Raw genomic sequence first — 17279 nt, 5'->3', positions numbered from 1 at the left:
GCGATCGAAACGGAGGCAACAATGGCCGCACCCCTCATCGAGGACTCCATCGAGATCGACGCCAGCCCGGAGAAGGTCTGGTCCGTCGTCAGCGATCTGCGCCGCATGGGCGAATGGAGCCCCCAGTGCAAGAAGATGATCATCTTCGGCGGTGACGTGAAACTCGGCACCACCACGCTGAACGTGAACCGCCGCGGCCCGCTCGTGTGGCCCACGCGATCGAAGGTCGTCACCTTCGAGCCCAACAAGGAGCTGGCCTTCCGCGTGCTCGACAACCGGACCGTGTGGTCGTTCCGGATCGAGCCGACCGACTCGGGCGTGCGACTCACGGAGAGCCGCACGGTGCCGGGCGGGCAGACCACCAAGATCTCCTCCACCCTCGTCGACAAGGTGATGGGCGGCGAGAAGTCGTTCGAGGCGGAACTGGCCGCGGGAATCCGCGAGACGCTCGGCAAGATCAAGCGCGCTGCGCAGACCGCCTGACCACCGCCATCTGCGCGCATTCAGGCGCGCATGGACCGAACCCACCGATCCCCGCTCAGCCACCGCCCGCCGATCCCGGCGGCGGCCCGCTGAGCGGGGATCTGTGTGCGTGCTCGACGAGATGCGACCCGCGGCCCGCGGACGATTAAGCTGAAAGCACTTGCGCTGCGACCTGAACGACCCGACGCAGCGACCTCGAACTAGGAGCGCAGAACCGGTGGCCCGACGTCCCGCCCGACCCGACGACCGCGAAGGCCTCGCCCACATCGTGGACCTGATCCGCGAAACGGTTCCACCGCTGCATCCGGCCGGCGTGCCGTTCGTCGCCGCCCCGGCCGCCCTCGCGCTGCTGGGCCGCAGGCACCGCTGGATCGCGCGACCTGCGTGGGCCGCCGCGGGCGCCTCCGCGCTGTTCTTCCGGCACCCGAACCGTGTGCCTCCGACCGGCGACGGGCTGGTGGTCGCGCCCGCCGACGGCACCATCGCCCTCGTCGACGAGGCCGTGCCGCTGCCCGAACTGGGGCTCGGCGACCGGCCCGTACCGCGTGTGTGCACCTTCCTCTCGGTCTTCGACGTCCACGTCCAGCGGGTTCCGATCGCCGGCCGGGTGCTGTCCGTGCAGCACACCCCCGGCAAGTTCCTGTCCGCCGACCTCCCGGAGGCGAGCAGTGAGAACGAACGCACCGCGATGACCATCGCCACCGGCCCAGACGGAACCGGTCCGCGAGTCGGCGTGGTGCAGATCGCCGGACTTCTCGCCCGCCGCATCGTCTGCGAACCCGCCCCGGGCGAGGTCCTGAGTCTCGGCGACACCTACGGACTGATCCGGTTCGGCTCGCGCGTGGACGTCTACCTCCCCGAGGGCAGCGACGTCCGGGTCGCGCTCGGCCAGCGCGCGGTCGGCGCCGAGACCGTTGTCGCGGAGCTGCCCTGATGGCCAGGAGCCGTCCGCACCGCAATCCCACCAACAAGTCCGGCAGACGACTGCGGCGCCGCACGTCGACGCCGTCGTCCGACCCCGAGGCCCGCTCCCGGGCCTCCCGTGCCGCCCGGTCGGCGCGCGCGGGACGCATGCTGGTCCCGTCCACGCTCACGATCCTCGCGATCTGCTCCGGCCTCACCGCCGTGCGTTCGGCCGATGCCGGCCAGGTCGACCTCGCGATGGGTCTGCTGGTCCTGGCCGCCGTCTTCGACGGACTCGACGGTCGCGTCGCCCGCATGATGGACGCCTCGACCAAGATCGGTGCCGAGATCGATTCACTGGCCGACGCCATCAACTTCGGCGTCGCCCCCGCGCTGATCGTGTACTCGGTGGTCTTGCGCGACAACGCGGGCTCCGCGGCGCAGGATTTCGGCTGGGTGCTCGCGCTGCTGTTCTGCGTGGCGGTGGTCCTGCGACTGGCCCGGTTCAACACCCTTCTCGACGACGACAGCGCGCCCAGCTACACCAAGGACTACTTCGTCGGTGTGCCGGCGCCGGCGGCGGCGGTGATGGCGCTGCTGCCGATCGGGCTGCAGCAGCACTTCGGTCACGGATGGTGGGTGTCGGTGCCCGCGGTCGGCGCCTGGCTGCTGTTCATCGGGTTCCTCGCTGTCAGCCGCATCCCGACCCTGTCGCTCAAGTCGGTCAAGATCAGGCCGAGTTCACTGGCGGGTCTGCTGTTCCTGGTGGCAGCGGCCGGAGCGCTGCTGTTCACGTTCCCGTATCTGCTGATGGTGATCGGCGTGGCCGCCTACCTCATCCACATCCCGTTCGCCTGGCGCACGCAGCGCTGGGTGGCGGCGCACCCGGAGCACTGGGAGGCCCCCGCCCGCGACCGCAGGCTCCAGCGCCGGGACGAGCGCCGGCAGGCGGTCGCGGACGGCACCCGCAGGCGAGTGATCCCCGCGCGTTCCAATGCGCGGCTGGGTCTGCGCCGACCCCCGGCGCGGCGCGAGGACTGACGGTGAACCCGACGCTGACGCTCACCGCCCGGCTCAACACCTCCGCGGCCGACTCGCGCCGCGGCATCGTACGGGTGCATCCGGAGGTGCTCGCCGCCCTGTCGCTGCGTGAATGGGACGCTGTCTCGCTGGTCGGCGCGCGCACGAGCGCGGCGGTCGTCGCCGCCGCGCCGCCCGGTTCCCCCACCGGTCTGGTCCTGCTCGACGACCTGACGCTGTCGAATCTGGGGATCCGCGAGAACTCGGGGGTCGCGGTGGGACCGGTGGTGGTACACGGCGCCGCGCGCGTGAGTGTCCGAGGCTCACGGCTGGCGAGTGCATCGGTGAGCGAGGCGACGCTGCGCCGGGCTCTGCTCGGCAAGGTCGTGAGCGTCGGCGACACCGTCTCGCTGCTGCCCCGCGATCTGGGTCCCGAACTCACCGCCGCCGAGGCCACCCGGTCCCTCGCGCGTTCGGTGGGGATCACCTGGACCAACGAGTTGCTGACCGTGACGGCCACCGCCCCCGCCGGCCCGGTGAGCGTGCAGACCAACACCGCGGTCCTGTGGGAGACGGACGCCCGGACTCCGGGCGCGGTGCCTCCGGCCCCGACCGCCGCGGCGACGCCGGCCACTCCGAGCACCCTCACTGCCCCGACCGCAACCGCCGCGGAGCCGGACGCGCACGTCCGACCGGTGTCGGAACTGGTCGGGGTCGACACGCAGGTCGCCAGGCTGAGCGAATGGCTCCAGGTGACTCTCGACAATCCGGACGTGCTGCGCGCCCTCGGCGCACAGCCTCGGCTCGGCGTCCTCGTCTCCGGGCCCGCCGGAGTCGGAAAGGCGACGGTGGTCCGGTCCGTGTGCGCCCGCCGCCCGCTGGTCGAGGTCGACGGGCCCTCCACCGGCGCTCTCGCCGCCGACGACCGACGCGCCGCCGTCACCGGCGCTCTGAGCCGGCTCACCGGCGGCGGTGTGCTGCTGGTGACCGACATCGACAAGCTCTTGCCCGCACAGGCCGACCCGGTGTCGACGCTGATCCTGCAGGACCTGCGCGCCGCCGTCGCCGACGGTGCCGTCGCGCTCGTCGCCACCACGTCCGACCCGTCCGGCCTTGACAGCCGGGTCCGCGAGCCCGATCTGTGCGACCGCGAACTCGCCATCGGTCTGCCCGACGCCGCCCAACGCGCCAAACTGCTCGGTGCGATCCTCTCGCAGGCACCCACCGACGGCCGCCTCGACCTCGACCCCGTCGCCGCACGCACTCCCGGTTTCGTGGCCGCAGACCTCGCCGCCCTGACCCGCGACGCCGCGCTGCGGGCGGCCGCGCGCGCCACGCGCGACGGCTCTCCCGCGGCCTTGCGCACCGACGACCTCGATGCCGCGCTCGGCGTCATCCGCCCGGCGTCCCGACTCGAATCCCCCGACGTGGCACTCGGATCCATCACGCTCGACGACGTCGGCGACATGGTGGAGACCCGGCAGGCCCTCACCGAGGCGGTGCTCTGGCCGCTGCAGCATCCCGACACCTTCACCCGCCTGGGTGTGCAGCCGCCGCGCGGCGTCCTGCTGTACGGACCGCCCGGCTGCGGCAAGACCTTCGTCGTCCGGGCATTGGCCGCGTCGGGCCGGCTGTCGGTCCACAGCGTGAAGGGCGCCGAACTGCTCGACAAGTGGGTCGGATCGTCCGAGCGCGCCGTCCGCGACCTCTTCGACCGCGCCCGCGAGAGCGCGCCGTCGATGATCTTCCTCGACGAGGTCGACGCCCTCGCGCCCCGCCGCGGCGGGTCCACCGACTCCGGCGTCGCCGATCGGGTGGTGGCCGCGCTGCTCACCGAACTGGACGGGGCCGAGCCGCTCACCGACGTCGTCGTCCTCGGCGCCACCAACCGGCCGGACCTCGTCGACCCCGCACTGCTGCGGCCCGGACGCCTCGAACGCCTCGTCTTCGTGCCGCCGCCCGATGCCGCCGCCCGCGCCGACATCCTCCGCGCCGCGGCCCGCAGCATTCCGATGCCGGACGTCGACCTCGAGGCTCTCGCCGCCGAACTGGAGGGGTATTCGGCGGCCGATTGCGCCGCCGTCCTGCGGGAGTCGGCACTGGCCGCCATGCGCCGGGACATCGACGCGGCGACGGTGACCGCCGACGACGTCGCGACCGCCCGGCGAGCGGTCCGGCCGTCGCTGGATCCTCAGCAGGTCGCCGAACTCGAGGCCTACGCCGAGCGCCGCGATCGAGACAATTAGTAGGAAGCCCTAGTAATTCGTGTCACTTCTGGGCGACACTTACTGGGAATGCCCAGTAACCCTCCCGAGGAGTACACGTGACCACTGGTTTCAGCGTCGAGACCACGCGGGCGATCGACGTCGCCCGCTCGCACACCATCGGCGGACTGCTACGCCGCACCGCCCTGCGCAGCCCGGACAAGACCGCCGTCGTCAACGGCGACACCACGCTCACCTTCGCCGAGTTCGACGACGCGGTGAACCGCTGCGCCAACGCCCTCACCGCCCGCGGACTCGGCAAGGGCGACCGCCTCGCTCTGGTGAGTCACAATTGCTGGCAGTTCGCCGTGCTGAACTTCGCGGTGGCCCGGCTCGGCGCGATTCTGGTGCCGATCAATTTCGGCCTCGGCGTCGACGAGATCGCGTTCATCCTCTCGCACTCCGGATCCCGCATCGTCGTCTCCGAAGACGCGCTCACGGAGACCGTCGGCGCGGCGGTCGACGCCTCCTCCGGCGGCGACGCGGCGCGCGGCGTCATCAACCTCGCCGGCGGTACGACAGCCGGCTGGGAGGATGTCGCCTCCTGGATCGCCCACGACGACGCCTCGGTCCCCGACGTTCTCGTCGAAGACGATGATCCGGTGCGGATGATGTTCACCTCCGGGACCGAGTCTCGTCCCAAGGGCGTGCTCTTATCCTCGAAATCACTGGTGTCCCAGTACGTCTCGTGCATCATCGACGGCGGCATGTCGGCCGACGACATCGAGGTGCACTCCCTGCCGCTCTACCACTGCGCCCAGCTCGACTGCTTCCTGTCGGTGGACGTCTACCTCGGCGCCACGAGCATCATCCTGCCGAGCCCGGAACCGGCGGCCCTGCTGGCCGCGATCGAGACGCACCGCGCCACCAAACTGTTCTGTCCGCCCACCGTGTGGATCTCACTGCTGCGCCATCCCGACTTCGACACCCGAGACCTCTCCTCGCTGAAGAAGGGTTACTACGGGGCCTCGCCGATGCCCGTCGAGGTCCTGCGGGAGATGAGCCGGCGCCTGCCCGACGTCCGGCTCTGGAACTTCTACGGCCAGACCGAGATGAGTCCGCTGGCCACCATCCTGCAACCACACGAGCAGATCGAGCGCGCCGGATCGGCCGGCCGCGCCTCGCTCAACGTGGAGACCCGCGTGGTCGACGACGAGGACAATCCGGTGCCGACGGGCGAGGTCGGCGAGATCGTTCACCGCAGTCCGCACGCCTGTCTGGGCTACTTCAACGACGAGGAGAAGACCGCGGCCGCATTCCGAAACGGCTGGTTCCACTCCGGCGACCTCGGGATCATCGACGCCGACGGCTACCTCTCGGTGGTCGACCGCAAGAAGGACATGATCAAAACCGGCGGTGAGAACGTCGCCTCCCGCGAGGTGGAGGAGGCGATCTACCTGCTCGACGGCGTCGCCGAGGTCGCGGTGTTCGGTGTTCCCCATCCCAAGTGGATCGAGGCGGTGACGGCGGTGATCGTGAGCAAGGACGGCGTCGAGCTGACCGAGGACGACGTGAACGCCCACCTCGAAGGCGTCCTCGCCGGTTACAAGCGGCCGAAGTACGTCATCTTCGCCGACGCCCTGCCGAAGAACCCGTCGGGCAAGATCCTGAAGAAGGACCTCCGGACGGCGCATGCGGCGGTGGCCTCGCAGGACTGACGCGTCACGGCGCCGGCGTGTCGGTCTCAGGCCCGCCGCCGGTACCCGACCACCAGCGGCGCGTGATCCGACAGACGCTCGTCCGGCGAGGGCTCCTTGTCGACCGTCACCCATCGCGCCCGGGACGCCAGCCCCGGTGACGCGAGTTGGTGGTCGATGCGCCATCCGACGTCCTTCACGAACGACTGCCCGGCCCAGCTCCACCAGGTGAGCGGGCCGGGCCGGTCGCCGTACAGTGTCCGGACCACGTCGATCAGCCTGCGCGGCGAGAGCTGCCGATCGAGCCACTCGCGCTCCTCCGGCAGAAACCCCTCCATCTTGCGTGCGGCGCGCCAGTTGGTGACGTCGTGCTCGCAGTGGGCGATGTTCAGGTCGCCGATCAGCAGGAACTCCCGACCGGCGCGGCGAGCGGCGAGTCGGTTGCGCTCCAGTTCGCGCGCGAAGCCGGCCAGGAACGCCATCTTGCGCCGGTACTTCGCACCGCCGTCGGGCTTCTCCCGGATGTTCCCGGGACGCTGCAGTTCCGCGGGCAAGCCGCCCTTCGGCAAGTACAGACAGGCCACCGTGATCGGCTCATCGGCGAGGTCGACTTCCAGATAGCGTCCGTGCGAGGCGTGCGCGGACAGCCCGCGGGCCCGCGGCGGGTCGGTGGCCCAGCTCCGCACCGACGCCGGCCGCTGCCGGGTCGCGATCGCCACGCCGTTGCGCCCCGGAATGGCCCCCGTGTCGAAAGACACCGTGTAGCCGGGTAATTCGCCGATCTCCTCGGGCGGGCAGCGGAGCTCCTGCAGTCCCACCACATCCGGTGCCCGATCTGCCAGCCACGTGTCGAAGCCGCGGCGTCGCGCCGCACGGATGCCGTTGACGTTGAACGAGACCACGGTCAGTTCCTCGGATGCCACGGCCCCAGAATGCCCGAGCTCTCCGCGGGCGGCATCCGCCGCCCCCGGGCGCGGAATTCTATTCGGTTGCCCGGGGCTGACAGAATGAGTCCATGAGCCGCCCCCACGTGTCGCACCAGAATCTGAACCTGCGCCCCTTGGAACAGTCCGAGAAGCTGCAGAACGTCTGTTATGAGATCCGCGGGCCAGTGCACGAGCACGCGTCCCGTCTGGAGTCCGAAGGACACCGGATCATGAAGCTGAACATCGGCAACCCCGCACTGTTCGGCTTCGAGGCGCCCGACGTCATCATGCGCGACATGATCCACGCCCTCCCGTTCTCGCAGGGCTACTCCGAATCGGCGGGCGTGCTCTCGGCACGGCGTGCGGTGGTCACGCGCTACGAGACCATTCCGGACTTCCCCTACTTCGACGTCGACGACGTCCTGCTCGGCAACGGCGTCTCCGAGCTCATCACCATGACCATGCAGGCGTTGCTCAACAACGGCGACGAGGTGCTCATCCCGGCACCGGACTACCCGCTGTGGACCGCGATGACGGCACTGTCCGGAGGCACGCCCGTGCACTACCGGTGCGACGAGGACAACGGCTGGAATCCGGACATCGAGGACATCGAGTCGAAGATCACGCCGAACACCAAGGCGATCGTCGTGATCAACCCGAACAATCCGACCGGCGCGGTCTACTCCAGAGAGGTCCTCGAGGGCCTCGTGGATCTGGCACGCCGTCATTCGCTGCTGATCCTGGCCGACGAGATCTACGACAAGATCCTGTACGACGACGCCGAGCACATCAACATCGCGAGCCTCGCCCCCGATCTGCTGGTGCTGACCTTCAACGGCCTGTCGAAGGCCTACCGGGTGTGCGGCTACCGCGCGGGATGGGTGGTCCGCACCGGCCCCAAGGACCACGCGAAGGGCTTCATCGAGGGTATGTCGATCCTCGCCTCCACCCGACTGTGCGCCAATGTCCCCGCACAGCACGCGATCCAGGTGGCGCTCGGCGGTTATCAGAGCATCGACGCGCTCACCGCCCCCGGAGGCCGGCTGTTCGAGCAGCGCAATGTGACGTGGGAGAAGCTCAACGAGATCCCGGGCGTCAGCTGCGTGAAGCCGATGGGGGCGCTGTACGCGTTCCCGCGCCTGGATCCGGAGGTGCACCAGATCCACGACGACGAGCAGTTCGTCCAGGATCTGCTGCTGCAGGAGAAGATCCTGGTGGTTCAGGGTTCGGGCTTCAATCTCCCCGACACCCATCACTTCCGAATCGTCACACTGCCGTGGGCCCAGGACCTGGCCGAGGCCATCGAACGGATCGGCAACTTCCTCTCGTCGTACCGACAATGACCGGCTCCGACGCCCTGACCAGCGGAAAAACAGACGCTAACTGCTGCTAGCAGTTAGATGTGACACCTGGTAACGTCAAATCTGTCACACCGACAGATGGAGACGCCCATGGCCGATTGGCACCGCTTCAACGTCACGAACGGCGACGTCGATCTCGCGACCTTCTCGTACGGCACACCCGGCGAGAGCACGCCCGACAAGCCGGTCGTGCTGCTGGTGCACGGTTGGCCCGACACTCACCACCTGTGGGACCTGGTGGCGCCGCGGCTGGCGGAGCATTTCCGCGTCTACGCATACGACACGCGGGGATTCGGCGACAGCACGCGTCCGGTAGCGGTGGAGTCGTACCGTCTCGACGCCCTGGCGCAGGACATGCTCGCGGTGTGCCACGCCGTGAACCCCGACGGCGAGACACACGTCGTCGCGCACGACTGGGGTTCGGTCCAGGCCTGGGAGACGGTCACCACCGCCGGCGCCGATGACGTGATCGCCTCGTTCACCTCCGTGTCGGGACCGAACCTCGACTACCTCGGCGAGTGGGCTCGCGCGAAGATGGCACGGCCCACGCCGCGGGGCGTCGCACAGGCGCTCTCCCAGGTCGCCTCGTCGGCGTACACCGCGTTCTTCCAGGTGCCCGGTGCATCCGACCTGTTCTTCCGGACCTTCGGATCCGACCGCGTCTGGGCGGAGTTCCTCCACTTCGTCGAGGGGACCCCGCGCGAGAACGCGCGGTTCGGCCCGACACTGCGAGAGGACATGATCAGCGGGCTCAAGCTGTACCGCGCCAATATCCGCGGCAAGCTGGCGAATCCGGAGCCCCGGCCGACCCGAGTGCCGGTGCTGGAGGTCGTGAACGATCGCGACATCGCGCTGCGTCCGGCGATCTACGAACGCACGCACACCCACGCGGACAGGCTCTGGCGTAAGCGGACCGCCACCGGCCATTGGCTCCCGTACACCAACCCCGGTTACCTGGCGGACACGGCGATCGAGTTCATCGAGACCATCGCCGGCGGCGCACCGGTGTCCCCCAACACCATCGACCGTGCCCGCGTCAACGGGCCGGCGCGCGAACTGATCGGCAAACTCGCCGTCGTCACCGGCGCGGGCAGCGGCATCGGACGTGAGACGGCGTATGCCCTGGCCGATCTCGGCGCCGAACTGGTCCTCGCCGACATCGACCTGGATTCGGCCGAGGAGACCGCGATCGCGTGCAAGGCCAAGGGCGTCCCGGCCACCGCCTACCGGCTCGACGTCTCCGACACCGACGCGGTGACCCGCTTCGCCGACGATGTGCGCGCTGCCCACGGCGTCGCCGACATCGTCGTCAACAACGCGGGCGTGGCCCTCGCCGGATCGGCGCTGGCCGCGTCCGACGAACAGGTGGACCGACTCCTCGCCATCAACCTGCGCGGGGTCATCAGCGGCAGCCGCGCCTTCGGCAGGCAGATGGCCGAGCGCGGCGTCGGCGGACACATCGTCAACCTGGCCTCCGCCGCGGCTTTCACCCTCTCCCGCGACCTCGGCCTGTACTCGGCGAGCAAGGCCGGTGTGCTGATGTTCTCCGAGTCGCTGCGCGCAGAACTCGCCGAGCACCGCGTCGGGGTCACCGCGATCTGCCCGGGCATCGTGCACACCAACATCACCGCGAACACCGAGTACGCCGGGGCCGCCGACGAGTCGGCGACCCGCGAGAAGGTCGACAAGTTCTACCAGAAACGGAACTTCACTCCCGACCGGGTCGCGCGCGACATCGTCGCCGCCATCGCGAAGAACAAGGCCGTGGTGCCGGTGACGCCCGAAGCCGAGTTCGGCTACCGCGTCTACCGCTTCTTCCCGTGGGCGGCGCGCATCGGCGCCCGTCAGAAGATCGCAGGCTGATCCACCTCGAACAGGACTCTTCTCTAGAACCGGAGGGACAGATGAACACCGGGCACACACACTCCACCGCCGACACCGATCCCGGCAAGATCGAACTCCACGCGCGCAACGTCGCATTCGATCTGTCGGAGACTCCGCTGCACTGGATCCCCGGCCACCCGATGTCGTCGAACATGATCACCGTCCTCAACCTGCTGCTGCCCGAGGGCGAACGGTGGTTCGTCGAGACCTTCAACGAGGCGCTGCCTCTGATCAAGGACGAGGCGCTCGCCGCCGACATGCGCGGATTCGTCGGGCAGGAGGCGATGCACGCCGAGGTCCACGACCGGGCCGTCGAGAACTGGCTGCGCGGACACGGCGTGGACCCCACCGGCTACCTGCAGCAGATGGAGTGGATCTTCCGGCGGGTGCTCGGACCCCGCGACGGGAACGCCGAGCAGAAGCGCAAGCACCTGATCGAACGCCTGTGGCTCATCGCCGCCATCGAGCACTACACCGCGATCCTCGGTGATTTCGCGCTGAACTGCACGTGGGCCGAGAACGGCGCCGACCCCGCGATGACCGACATGTTCACCTGGCACGGAGCCGAAGAGGTGGAGCACCGTGCGGTGGCGCACGACGCCGCCGCGTACTTCGCCGACAGTCCGCTCCGCCGCGCTCGCGCGATGGCGCTGGCCTTCCCCTTCCTGATCTGGCTGATGGCTCGCGGTTTCCGGTTCATCAACAGTCAGGATCCGACGGTCGCCGACAAGTCAGTCGTGGCGAAGACCCGCCTGTACGTCCGGAGCTACGTGCGCGACTCACGCGCCGGAGTGTTCCCGAAGCTCTCGAAGCTCGCGCTCGCGACGCTCACCTACTTCAAACCGGGCTTCGCGCCGACCGACATCGGCGACACCGCCCAGGCGGTGGCCTTCCTGGCCTCCTCGCCCGGAGCTCGTCGAGCGGCATGACGATCATGACGAACGGCTCCGCACGACCCATCTCCGACCTCTCCACCGAACCGCCGCACCTGTACGGCCGGTTCCGCCGCGACCCGCTGATGAGGCTGCTCACCGGGGTCGGCAAGGTCTGGTTCCCGTTCTGGCGACCGATCTCGCCGCTGCGCGATCCGGCCGCGAACGACGGCGTCATGACCCTCGACATCGTCGACCGCGAGGTGGTGGCCGTCGACGAGAACGTGATCGCCTTGACTTTCGCCGCGCCGGATCGCTCGATCCTGCCCGAGTGGCATCCCGGCGCGCACCTGGATCTGCTCCTGCCGTCGGGCCGCATGCGCGAGTACTCGCTCTGCGGCGATCCCGGCGATCGGCGCACCTACCGCATCGCGGTCCGGCGCATCCCGGACGGCGGTGGCGGCTCCATCGAGGTGCACGACGGCCTGCGGGTCGGTGACTCGATCCAGATCAAGGGACCGCGCAACGCCTTCCCGCTGGTTCTGCCCGGCTACGGATCGCCGGCGCGCACGCTGCGCTTCGTCGCCGCGGGCATCGGCATCACCCCGATCCTCCCCATGATCGCGATGGCCGACCGTTACGGACTCGACTGGTCGATGATCTACTCCGGCCGCTCCGCCGACTCGATCCCGTTCATCGACGAGCTCAGCCGGTACGGCGACAAGGTGACGGTCCGGACCGACGACGTCGACGGGCTGCCGGGCATGGCCGAACTGGTGGGACCGGTCCCGGCCGGCGACGCGGGGCTGTCGGTGTACTGCTGCGGTCCGGTCCCGATGCTCGAGCGCCTGCGTACGCATCTGGCCGATCGCAGCGATATCGAGCTGCACTTCGAGCGCTTCTCGCCGCCGCCGATCCTCGACGGCACCGAGTTCACAGTCCGGATCGGTTCCACCGGACGCACAGAGACAGTCGCGGCCGACGAGTCGGTGCTCACCGCGCTGCGGCGAGTGGATCCGGCCGTCCCGTACTCCTGTCAGCAGGGATTCTGCGGCACCTGCCGACTCAAGACGAGCGCGGGCGAGGTGGATCATCGTGACACGCTGCTGACCGGACCCGAACGGGAGGATGGCTGGTTCCTCCCGTGCGTGTCCCGGTGCCGTTCCGACTCCCTGACCGTCGAGATGTGAGGACGGCTCCGGCACCGGTCCGGGGTTTGGAACAATGCACCCCATGACCGAGTACCGAATCGATGATCTGGCACGGGCCGCGGGAACGACGACCCGCAACGTCCGCGGCTACCAGGATCGGGGACTCATCCCGCGTCCCATCCGCCGCGGCCGGATAGCGATCTACGGCGACGAGCACCTGGCGAAGCTGCGCGTCATCAACGATCTGCTGGCTCGCGGCTTCACGATGACGCACATCGGCGACTTCTTCAAGCGCGTGCAGACAGGCGACGACATCGCCGAGTCGCTCGGGCTGCGCGAGGTGGTGTCGCGGCCGTGGTCGCAGACCCCCACCGACACCGTGACCGCCGCCGAGCTGCACGCCAAGCTCAACACCAGCGATCCGAAGCTGCTGAGCCGGGTCCGCGAGTTCGGGCTCATCGAGCCGATCGGCGACGATGACCCGCCCAGCCAGTACATGATCAAGGACGTCGAGACCATCGACGCCTACCAGCGTCTGATGCAGATCGGCATACCGCTGCCGTACATCCTCGACCTGCAGCGACAGCTCGACGAGGACATGGACCGTGCCGCAAAGACGCTGATCAGCGCCGGCCGCCGCGCCATCACCGAAGGCCGCTTCGACGGCTGGATCCCGGAGAGCGGAGCAGAGTCGGACTGGGCGTCCACCTTCTTGGGCGAGCTGAAGGTCACCGGCCGGGTGGCGGCGCACAACACGCTCTACCGCGCGCTCGACCGCGAACTGGCACGACAGCTCGACGACTACCTGGCCGTCGCCCGCGAACGCCGGGACCAGCGCGAGAGCTGAAGGCGACCGTCTCGGATCGGGCCGCGTGAGACCGCGCTACCCGATCACGATCGGCGGGAGACCCGGTATCGGGTTCGGGATCGTCCGACGCCGGTTCTCCGGGGGCGGAGCCGGCGGCGCAGGGCCGGTCTGCGCCTCCGTCGGCGTGCGCCGCGTCGTCTTGGGCGGCGGCGGAGGCGGCGGAGGCGTGGTGTACCTGGCCAGCGGCGCCCGCGCCGCGGCGACATCGCGCGGATCCACCGAGCCGGGCACCCGGACCGGCTCGGACGCGGTGTTCGAGGTCCGGGCAGTCGGCCGGGTCGCCGATTCCGCTGCGCTCCGGTCGGGCCCCGAAGTCTCATGAGCATTCATCGCCAGCGCCACGCCGCCGCCCCCGATCGCGAGCAGCGCCAGCGCCGCCACCACGATCATCCGGCCCCTCATACCCGGCTGCGGTTCGACGGCCGCGTCCGCGGGCGCCGGCTCCTCGGCAGGTGGTTCCTCGGCGCCCTCGGCATCGTCGTACACGTCCGGCAGCGCGTTGCCGAAGCGATCCAGTCCGTAGTCGGCCGGGTCGATCAGCCCGGGGTCCGCGGCGCCGGCATCCCACGCGCGGATCGGCGGCGGTGCGGGGACGGGAGCGAGCGTCTCGGTCGGCTCGTCGTCACCGCCGAAGGTCGCCGGGAAGTCGTCGCCCGGTGCGATCACCGAGAAGCCGCGTTCGGTGAGCGACTCGGACAACCCGGGCCAGGCGGTGTCGCCGGGCCCCAGCGCGATCGCATCGACCGGCAGGGCGCCCGCGAGCTCCACCACCATTCCGTGGGCGCGATTCGCCTCCGGGACGGTGGCCTCGACGACGTCGTCGAGCGTCAGCGTGAGCACCCGGATGTGCTCGTCTCCGAGGATGAGCGCACTGTCGCGTCCGGCGAGCGAGGCGCGGGCCCGGCCCACCAGGGTGACGAGCTCGGCGAAGACCTCCGGGGCCGCAGCGTCGACGCGACCGGTATCGCGCAGGTACGCGGCGATTCTGGCGTCGAGCACGTCGGGGTGGATGCGCTCCTCGACCTCGGACGCGATCACCGCACCGTTCTCGATGCGCGCGGCCCACAGTCCGGTGGGACGCAGATCGAGGGCGATCACCGCACCCGTCGGGTCGCCGGGCAGGTCGAAGTCCGCCAGCCAGGCCGGCGGTCGGCTGAGCGGACCCGTCACGACGACTCTCCTAGTGGTGATTCGAACCCGTCACCCGCACCGGTGCCGCCGGTGCCGGCTCCGGCTCATCTCTGGAAATTGAGGTACGCCTTCGACGGCGTCGGCCCGCGCTGCCCCTGATACTTCGACCCGACCGACGCGGAGCCGTACGGGCTCTCGGCGGGGCTGGTCAACCGGAACAGGCAGAGCTGGCCGATCTTCATTCCCGGCCACAGCGTGATCGGCAGATTCGCCACGTTCGACAGTTCGAGCGTGATGTGGCCGGAGAAGCCCGGGTCGATGAAGCCCGCGGTGGAGTGCGTGAGCAAGCCCAATCGGCCGAGCGACGACTTGCCCTCCAGACGGCCCGCGAGGAAGTCGGGCAGCGAGCACACCTCCAGGGTCGAGCCGAGGACGAACTCGCCCGGATGCAGCACGAAGGGCTCGCCCTCGGCGGGTTCGACCAAGGTGGTCAACTCGTCCTGCCGCTTCGCGGGATCGATGTGCGTGTACTTGGTGTTGTTGAAGACGCGAAACAGCGAGTCCAGTCGTACGTCCACACTCGACGGCTGGACCAGGCCCGGGTCGAACGGGTCGATGCCGAGGTTCCCGGCATCGATCTCGGCACGGATGTCGCGGTCTGATAGCAGCACGATTCCTCAGACTAGAGCATGAAGGCCGAGTTCATCGAGGGTCGGGAGTGCGGAGCGCACCGGGCGGCGGTGACGTCACTGCTCGTCCCGCTGCCGGCGCCGGTACTCGTCGAGCCGGCGACCGCCGGAGACTCGGTCGCGCACCAGGAGGCTGACGAAGCGGATACCGAGACCGAGCACGATCAAACTGCTCGCCATCTGAACCGATACGGCGATCCGCGCATTCTGCGATACCGCGACCAGGTCGCCGAATCCGGTGGTCGTGAAGACCGTCAGGCAGAAGTACAGGGCGTCGACTCTGCTCAGGTCCTCGTTGAACGAACCGGGCGCGTACTCGCTGAAGAGGTAGTAGGTCGCCGAGAACGAGACGATGTAGAAGCAGATCACGGCGGCGAGCATCTCGATCGCCGTCGCGACCGGGTGGTCGGACCGGAGGAAGTGCCGGACCTCCCATACGCAGAAGCCGCCGAGCAGCGCGACGCCGACGATCATCCCGGGCACCCGCCAGGTGCTGTCGCTGCCGATCGGCAGCAGGAAGTAGCCCGCGAGGAGGACCGCCGCGGCTCCGAGCGGCCGCAGCAACGCCGCGGCCACGTGGCTCGTTCGATGGGGCGCGGTGCCGGAATCGTTCATCGAATCAATCGCACCACGCGCGGCGGACCAGGCGCAGAGAATCGCCGAACCGCCCGGTGTCCGCGCCTGTCTCGCAGCAACTCACAGCAGCGTGACGCCCCAGAGCAGCGCCCAGATCACCGCCACCAGAGCGAAGTACACCAGCAGCGCACGCCGCGGTCGGCGTCGAATACAGTTGCACGCCACCGAACCGGGGGAACATGTAGGTCAGCTCCAGCAATTCGCCCGCACGGACCTCACCGGTGCACTCGGCGAGGTGCTTGCGTTCGGCGCCGCGTCGGATGAACACCCGGAAACGATGCGTTCCGGGAACCACGGGGACTTCGATCCGGCCCCACTTGACCGGTGCCATTTCGTATCCGTCGACCTCGACGCTGATCGCCGAGGAGGCGAGCACGGGATTGAAGATCGCGAAGCCGCACATGATCGCCACCCCTTCGCTCAGGTACGGCCCCTGCGGCAGCATTCCGAATGCGAGCGGCCGCGGAAGCGGCGACGGGCCGGGCCCCCACGACGGGTGACCGCCGGGCGGTGGTGCAGTCATCGAGTCTCCGGTGGGTAGCCGATCGCGGTGATCCGAACCTAATCGGGACGGACCTCTCGCCGCGAGAGCGACCATTCGGACGGCGTACCCGCTCGGGTTCTCCACCGTGGCCCCCACAGCCGAACGGTCAGCGGGTGAACGAGCCCTCCAGCCGATTGCGCGAGCCGGGATGGATCAGCCGGGCCACACTCACCAGTCCGTGCTCGGACCAGGTCCGGCGCCGGATCAGCAGGCACGGCTCGGACCGTTCGATCTGCAGCAGCCGGCACTCCTCGGGACTGGCCAGCACCGCCTCCACCACATGCTCTCCCCGGACCAGCGGAGCCACACGGCTGAGGTAATCGTTGGGCGTGAGTTCGGTGAAGTCCTGCGCGAGATAGTCGGGCGCCTCGGCAGGATTGACGAACCTGTCCTCGACCTGGATCGGCGTCTCGTCCTCGAAATGCACCAGCACCGAGTGGAACACCGTGGCGACCCCGACGGCTTCGCTCAACGGCGCGGACGCGGTAGTGGCCTTCTCTTCGCGCACCAGCACCACCTCGGTGCGGTGCCGGTGCCCGCGCTGCTGGATCTCGTCGGCGATGTTCTTCACCTCGAACAGCGGCGACGGCGCCTTCGTTCCCGCCACAAAGGTGCCCACGCCCATCATCCGGACGATCAGCCCCTCGCCGGTGAGTTCGCGCAGTGCCCGGTTGATCGTCATCCGGGAGAGCCCCAGCGCGTTGACGAACTGGTTCTCGGACGGCAGTTGATCGCCTTCGGACCACCGGCCCGACCGGATCTGAGCCGAGACCAACCGCTTGACGCGCTCGTAGGCGGGAAGCGACTCGCCGCCGGGCTCGTCGAACAGAGCCGCGAGGTCCGCGTCGAGTTCGACCACTGCCATCGACCGCCCCTGTTCCTCGAGATCTCACCGGCCCACGAAGTCTAC

At 69.3% G+C, this 17279-nt stretch carries 16 protein-coding genes; 10 read left to right on the top strand and 6 right to left on the bottom strand.

The window, feature by feature from the left end:
* Positions 1–21: 21 nt before the first annotated feature.
* The 5 genes from ACZ5QD_RS17010 to ACZ5QD_RS16990 all read left to right on the top strand — a co-directional run bounded on the left by ACZ5QD_RS17010 (position 22) and on the right by ACZ5QD_RS16990 (position 6328).
* Positions 22–483 (top strand): SRPBCC family protein, encoded by a 462-nt coding sequence (locus tag ACZ5QD_RS17010; RefSeq protein ID WP_006896960.1) that lies wholly within the window; start codon positions 22–24, stop codon positions 481–483.
* A gap of 217 nt (positions 484–700) precedes the next feature.
* On the top strand, positions 701–1417 hold the full coding sequence (locus tag ACZ5QD_RS17005; protein ID WP_006896961.1) for a phosphatidylserine decarboxylase: 717 nt from the start codon (positions 701–703) through the stop codon (positions 1415–1417).
* A complete protein-coding gene (locus ACZ5QD_RS17000) occupies positions 1417–2427 on the top strand; it encodes a CDP-alcohol phosphatidyltransferase family protein (RefSeq protein WP_222110931.1) in 1011 nt (336 codons plus the stop codon). The genes ACZ5QD_RS17005 and ACZ5QD_RS17000 overlap by 1 nt, the downstream gene beginning before the upstream one ends.
* Before the next feature lie 2 nt (positions 2428–2429).
* The gene (locus tag ACZ5QD_RS16995) at positions 2430–4652 is read left to right on the top strand and encodes an AAA family ATPase (protein ID WP_464366959.1); all 2223 of its coding nucleotides are present in this window, start codon (positions 2430–2432) and stop codon (positions 4650–4652) included.
* A 77-nt stretch (positions 4653–4729) separates the two neighbouring features.
* Positions 4730–6328, top strand: coding sequence for an acyl-CoA synthetase (locus ACZ5QD_RS16990; RefSeq protein ID WP_045540765.1), 1599 nt, complete (start codon positions 4730–4732; stop codon positions 6326–6328).
* 26 nt (positions 6329–6354) lie between these two features.
* On the opposite strand, the gene ACZ5QD_RS16985 is transcribed toward ACZ5QD_RS16990, so the two are convergent.
* Complete coding sequence (locus ACZ5QD_RS16985) at positions 6355–7230, bottom strand: exodeoxyribonuclease III (protein WP_222110929.1); 876 nt, start codon at positions 7228–7230, stop codon at positions 6355–6357.
* Between the two features lie 92 nt (positions 7231–7322).
* Between ACZ5QD_RS16985 and ACZ5QD_RS16980 the strand changes: the two genes are divergently transcribed.
* The 5 genes from ACZ5QD_RS16980 (at position 7323) to ACZ5QD_RS16960 (ending at position 13348) form a co-directional block, all read left to right on the top strand.
* On the top strand, positions 7323–8576 hold the full coding sequence (locus ACZ5QD_RS16980) for a pyridoxal phosphate-dependent aminotransferase (protein WP_006896966.1): 1254 nt from the start codon (positions 7323–7325) through the stop codon (positions 8574–8576).
* 108 nt (positions 8577–8684) lie between these two features.
* Positions 8685–10457 carry an SDR family oxidoreductase gene (locus ACZ5QD_RS16975; protein WP_156150517.1) on the top strand — a complete coding sequence of 591 codons (1773 nt, stop codon included), beginning with the start codon at positions 8685–8687 and terminating at the stop codon, positions 10455–10457.
* A 41-nt stretch (positions 10458–10498) separates the two neighbouring features.
* Entirely contained in the window at positions 10499–11407 is a 909-nt protein-coding gene (locus ACZ5QD_RS16970) for a metal-dependent hydrolase (protein ID WP_006896968.1), read from the top strand.
* Positions 11404–12540, top strand: a complete 1137-nt coding sequence (locus ACZ5QD_RS16965) for a PDR/VanB family oxidoreductase (protein ID WP_411815729.1) — start codon at positions 11404–11406, stop codon at positions 12538–12540. The genes ACZ5QD_RS16970 and ACZ5QD_RS16965 overlap by 4 nt, the downstream gene beginning before the upstream one ends.
* A gap of 43 nt (positions 12541–12583) precedes the next feature.
* Positions 12584–13348 carry a MerR family transcriptional regulator gene (locus ACZ5QD_RS16960; RefSeq protein WP_464366958.1) on the top strand — a complete coding sequence of 255 codons (765 nt, stop codon included), beginning with the start codon at positions 12584–12586 and terminating at the stop codon, positions 13346–13348.
* A gap of 36 nt (positions 13349–13384) precedes the next feature.
* Here the strand turns inward: ACZ5QD_RS16960 and ACZ5QD_RS16955 are convergent, their stop codons facing one another.
* The 5 genes from ACZ5QD_RS16955 to hutC form a co-directional block, all read right to left on the bottom strand.
* Positions 13385–14539, bottom strand: a complete 1155-nt coding sequence (locus tag ACZ5QD_RS16955) for a hypothetical protein (RefSeq protein ID WP_346076661.1) — start codon at positions 14537–14539, stop codon at positions 13385–13387.
* A gap of 65 nt (positions 14540–14604) precedes the next feature.
* The gene (gene dcd, locus ACZ5QD_RS16950; RefSeq protein WP_006896972.1) at positions 14605–15171 is read right to left on the bottom strand and encodes a dCTP deaminase; all 567 of its coding nucleotides are present in this window, start codon (positions 15169–15171) and stop codon (positions 14605–14607) included.
* A 75-nt stretch (positions 15172–15246) separates the two neighbouring features.
* Positions 15247–15804: a potassium channel family protein gene (locus ACZ5QD_RS16945; protein WP_045539376.1), complete on the bottom strand. Its 558-nt coding sequence runs from the start codon at positions 15802–15804 to the stop codon at positions 15247–15249.
* A gap of 4 nt (positions 15805–15808) precedes the next feature.
* Entirely contained in the window at positions 15809–16348 is a 540-nt protein-coding gene (locus ACZ5QD_RS16940) for a hypothetical protein (RefSeq protein WP_464366957.1), read from the bottom strand.
* 127 nt (positions 16349–16475) lie between these two features.
* Positions 16476–17234 carry a histidine utilization repressor gene (gene hutC, locus ACZ5QD_RS16935; protein ID WP_278125953.1) on the bottom strand — a complete coding sequence of 253 codons (759 nt, stop codon included), beginning with the start codon at positions 17232–17234 and terminating at the stop codon, positions 16476–16478.
* Positions 17235–17279: the final 45 nt, after the last annotated feature.

It is taken from the genome of Gordonia sp. J1A, from assembly GCF_055393515.1.
The sequence above is the reverse complement of the archived record's forward strand: the minus strand, read 5'-3'. Positions and strand labels throughout refer to the sequence as shown.

Coding starts and splice junctions, on each gene's coding strand:
- ACZ5QD_RS16960 (WP_464366958.1), top strand. CDS start 12,584: ATGACCGAGTACCGAATCGATGATCTGGCACGGGCCGCGGGAACGACG.
- ACZ5QD_RS16975 (WP_156150517.1), top strand. CDS start 8,685: ATGGCCGATTGGCACCGCTTCAACGTCACGAACGGCGACGTCGATCTC.
- ACZ5QD_RS16965 (WP_411815729.1), top strand. CDS start 11,404: ATGACGATCATGACGAACGGCTCCGCACGACCCATCTCCGACCTCTCC.
- ACZ5QD_RS16940 (WP_464366957.1), bottom strand. CDS start 16,348: ATGACTGCACCACCGCCCGGCGGTCACCCGTCGTGGGGGCCCGGCCCG.
- ACZ5QD_RS17000 (WP_222110931.1), top strand. CDS start 1,417: ATGGCCAGGAGCCGTCCGCACCGCAATCCCACCAACAAGTCCGGCAGA.
- ACZ5QD_RS17010 (WP_006896960.1), top strand. CDS start 22: ATGGCCGCACCCCTCATCGAGGACTCCATCGAGATCGACGCCAGCCCG.
- ACZ5QD_RS16945 (WP_045539376.1), bottom strand. CDS start 15,804: ATGAACGATTCCGGCACCGCGCCCCATCGAACGAGCCACGTGGCCGCG.
- hutC (WP_278125953.1), bottom strand. CDS start 17,234: ATGGCAGTGGTCGAACTCGACGCGGACCTCGCGGCTCTGTTCGACGAG.
- ACZ5QD_RS16970 (WP_006896968.1), top strand. CDS start 10,499: ATGAACACCGGGCACACACACTCCACCGCCGACACCGATCCCGGCAAG.
- ACZ5QD_RS16980 (WP_006896966.1), top strand. CDS start 7,323: ATGAGCCGCCCCCACGTGTCGCACCAGAATCTGAACCTGCGCCCCTTG.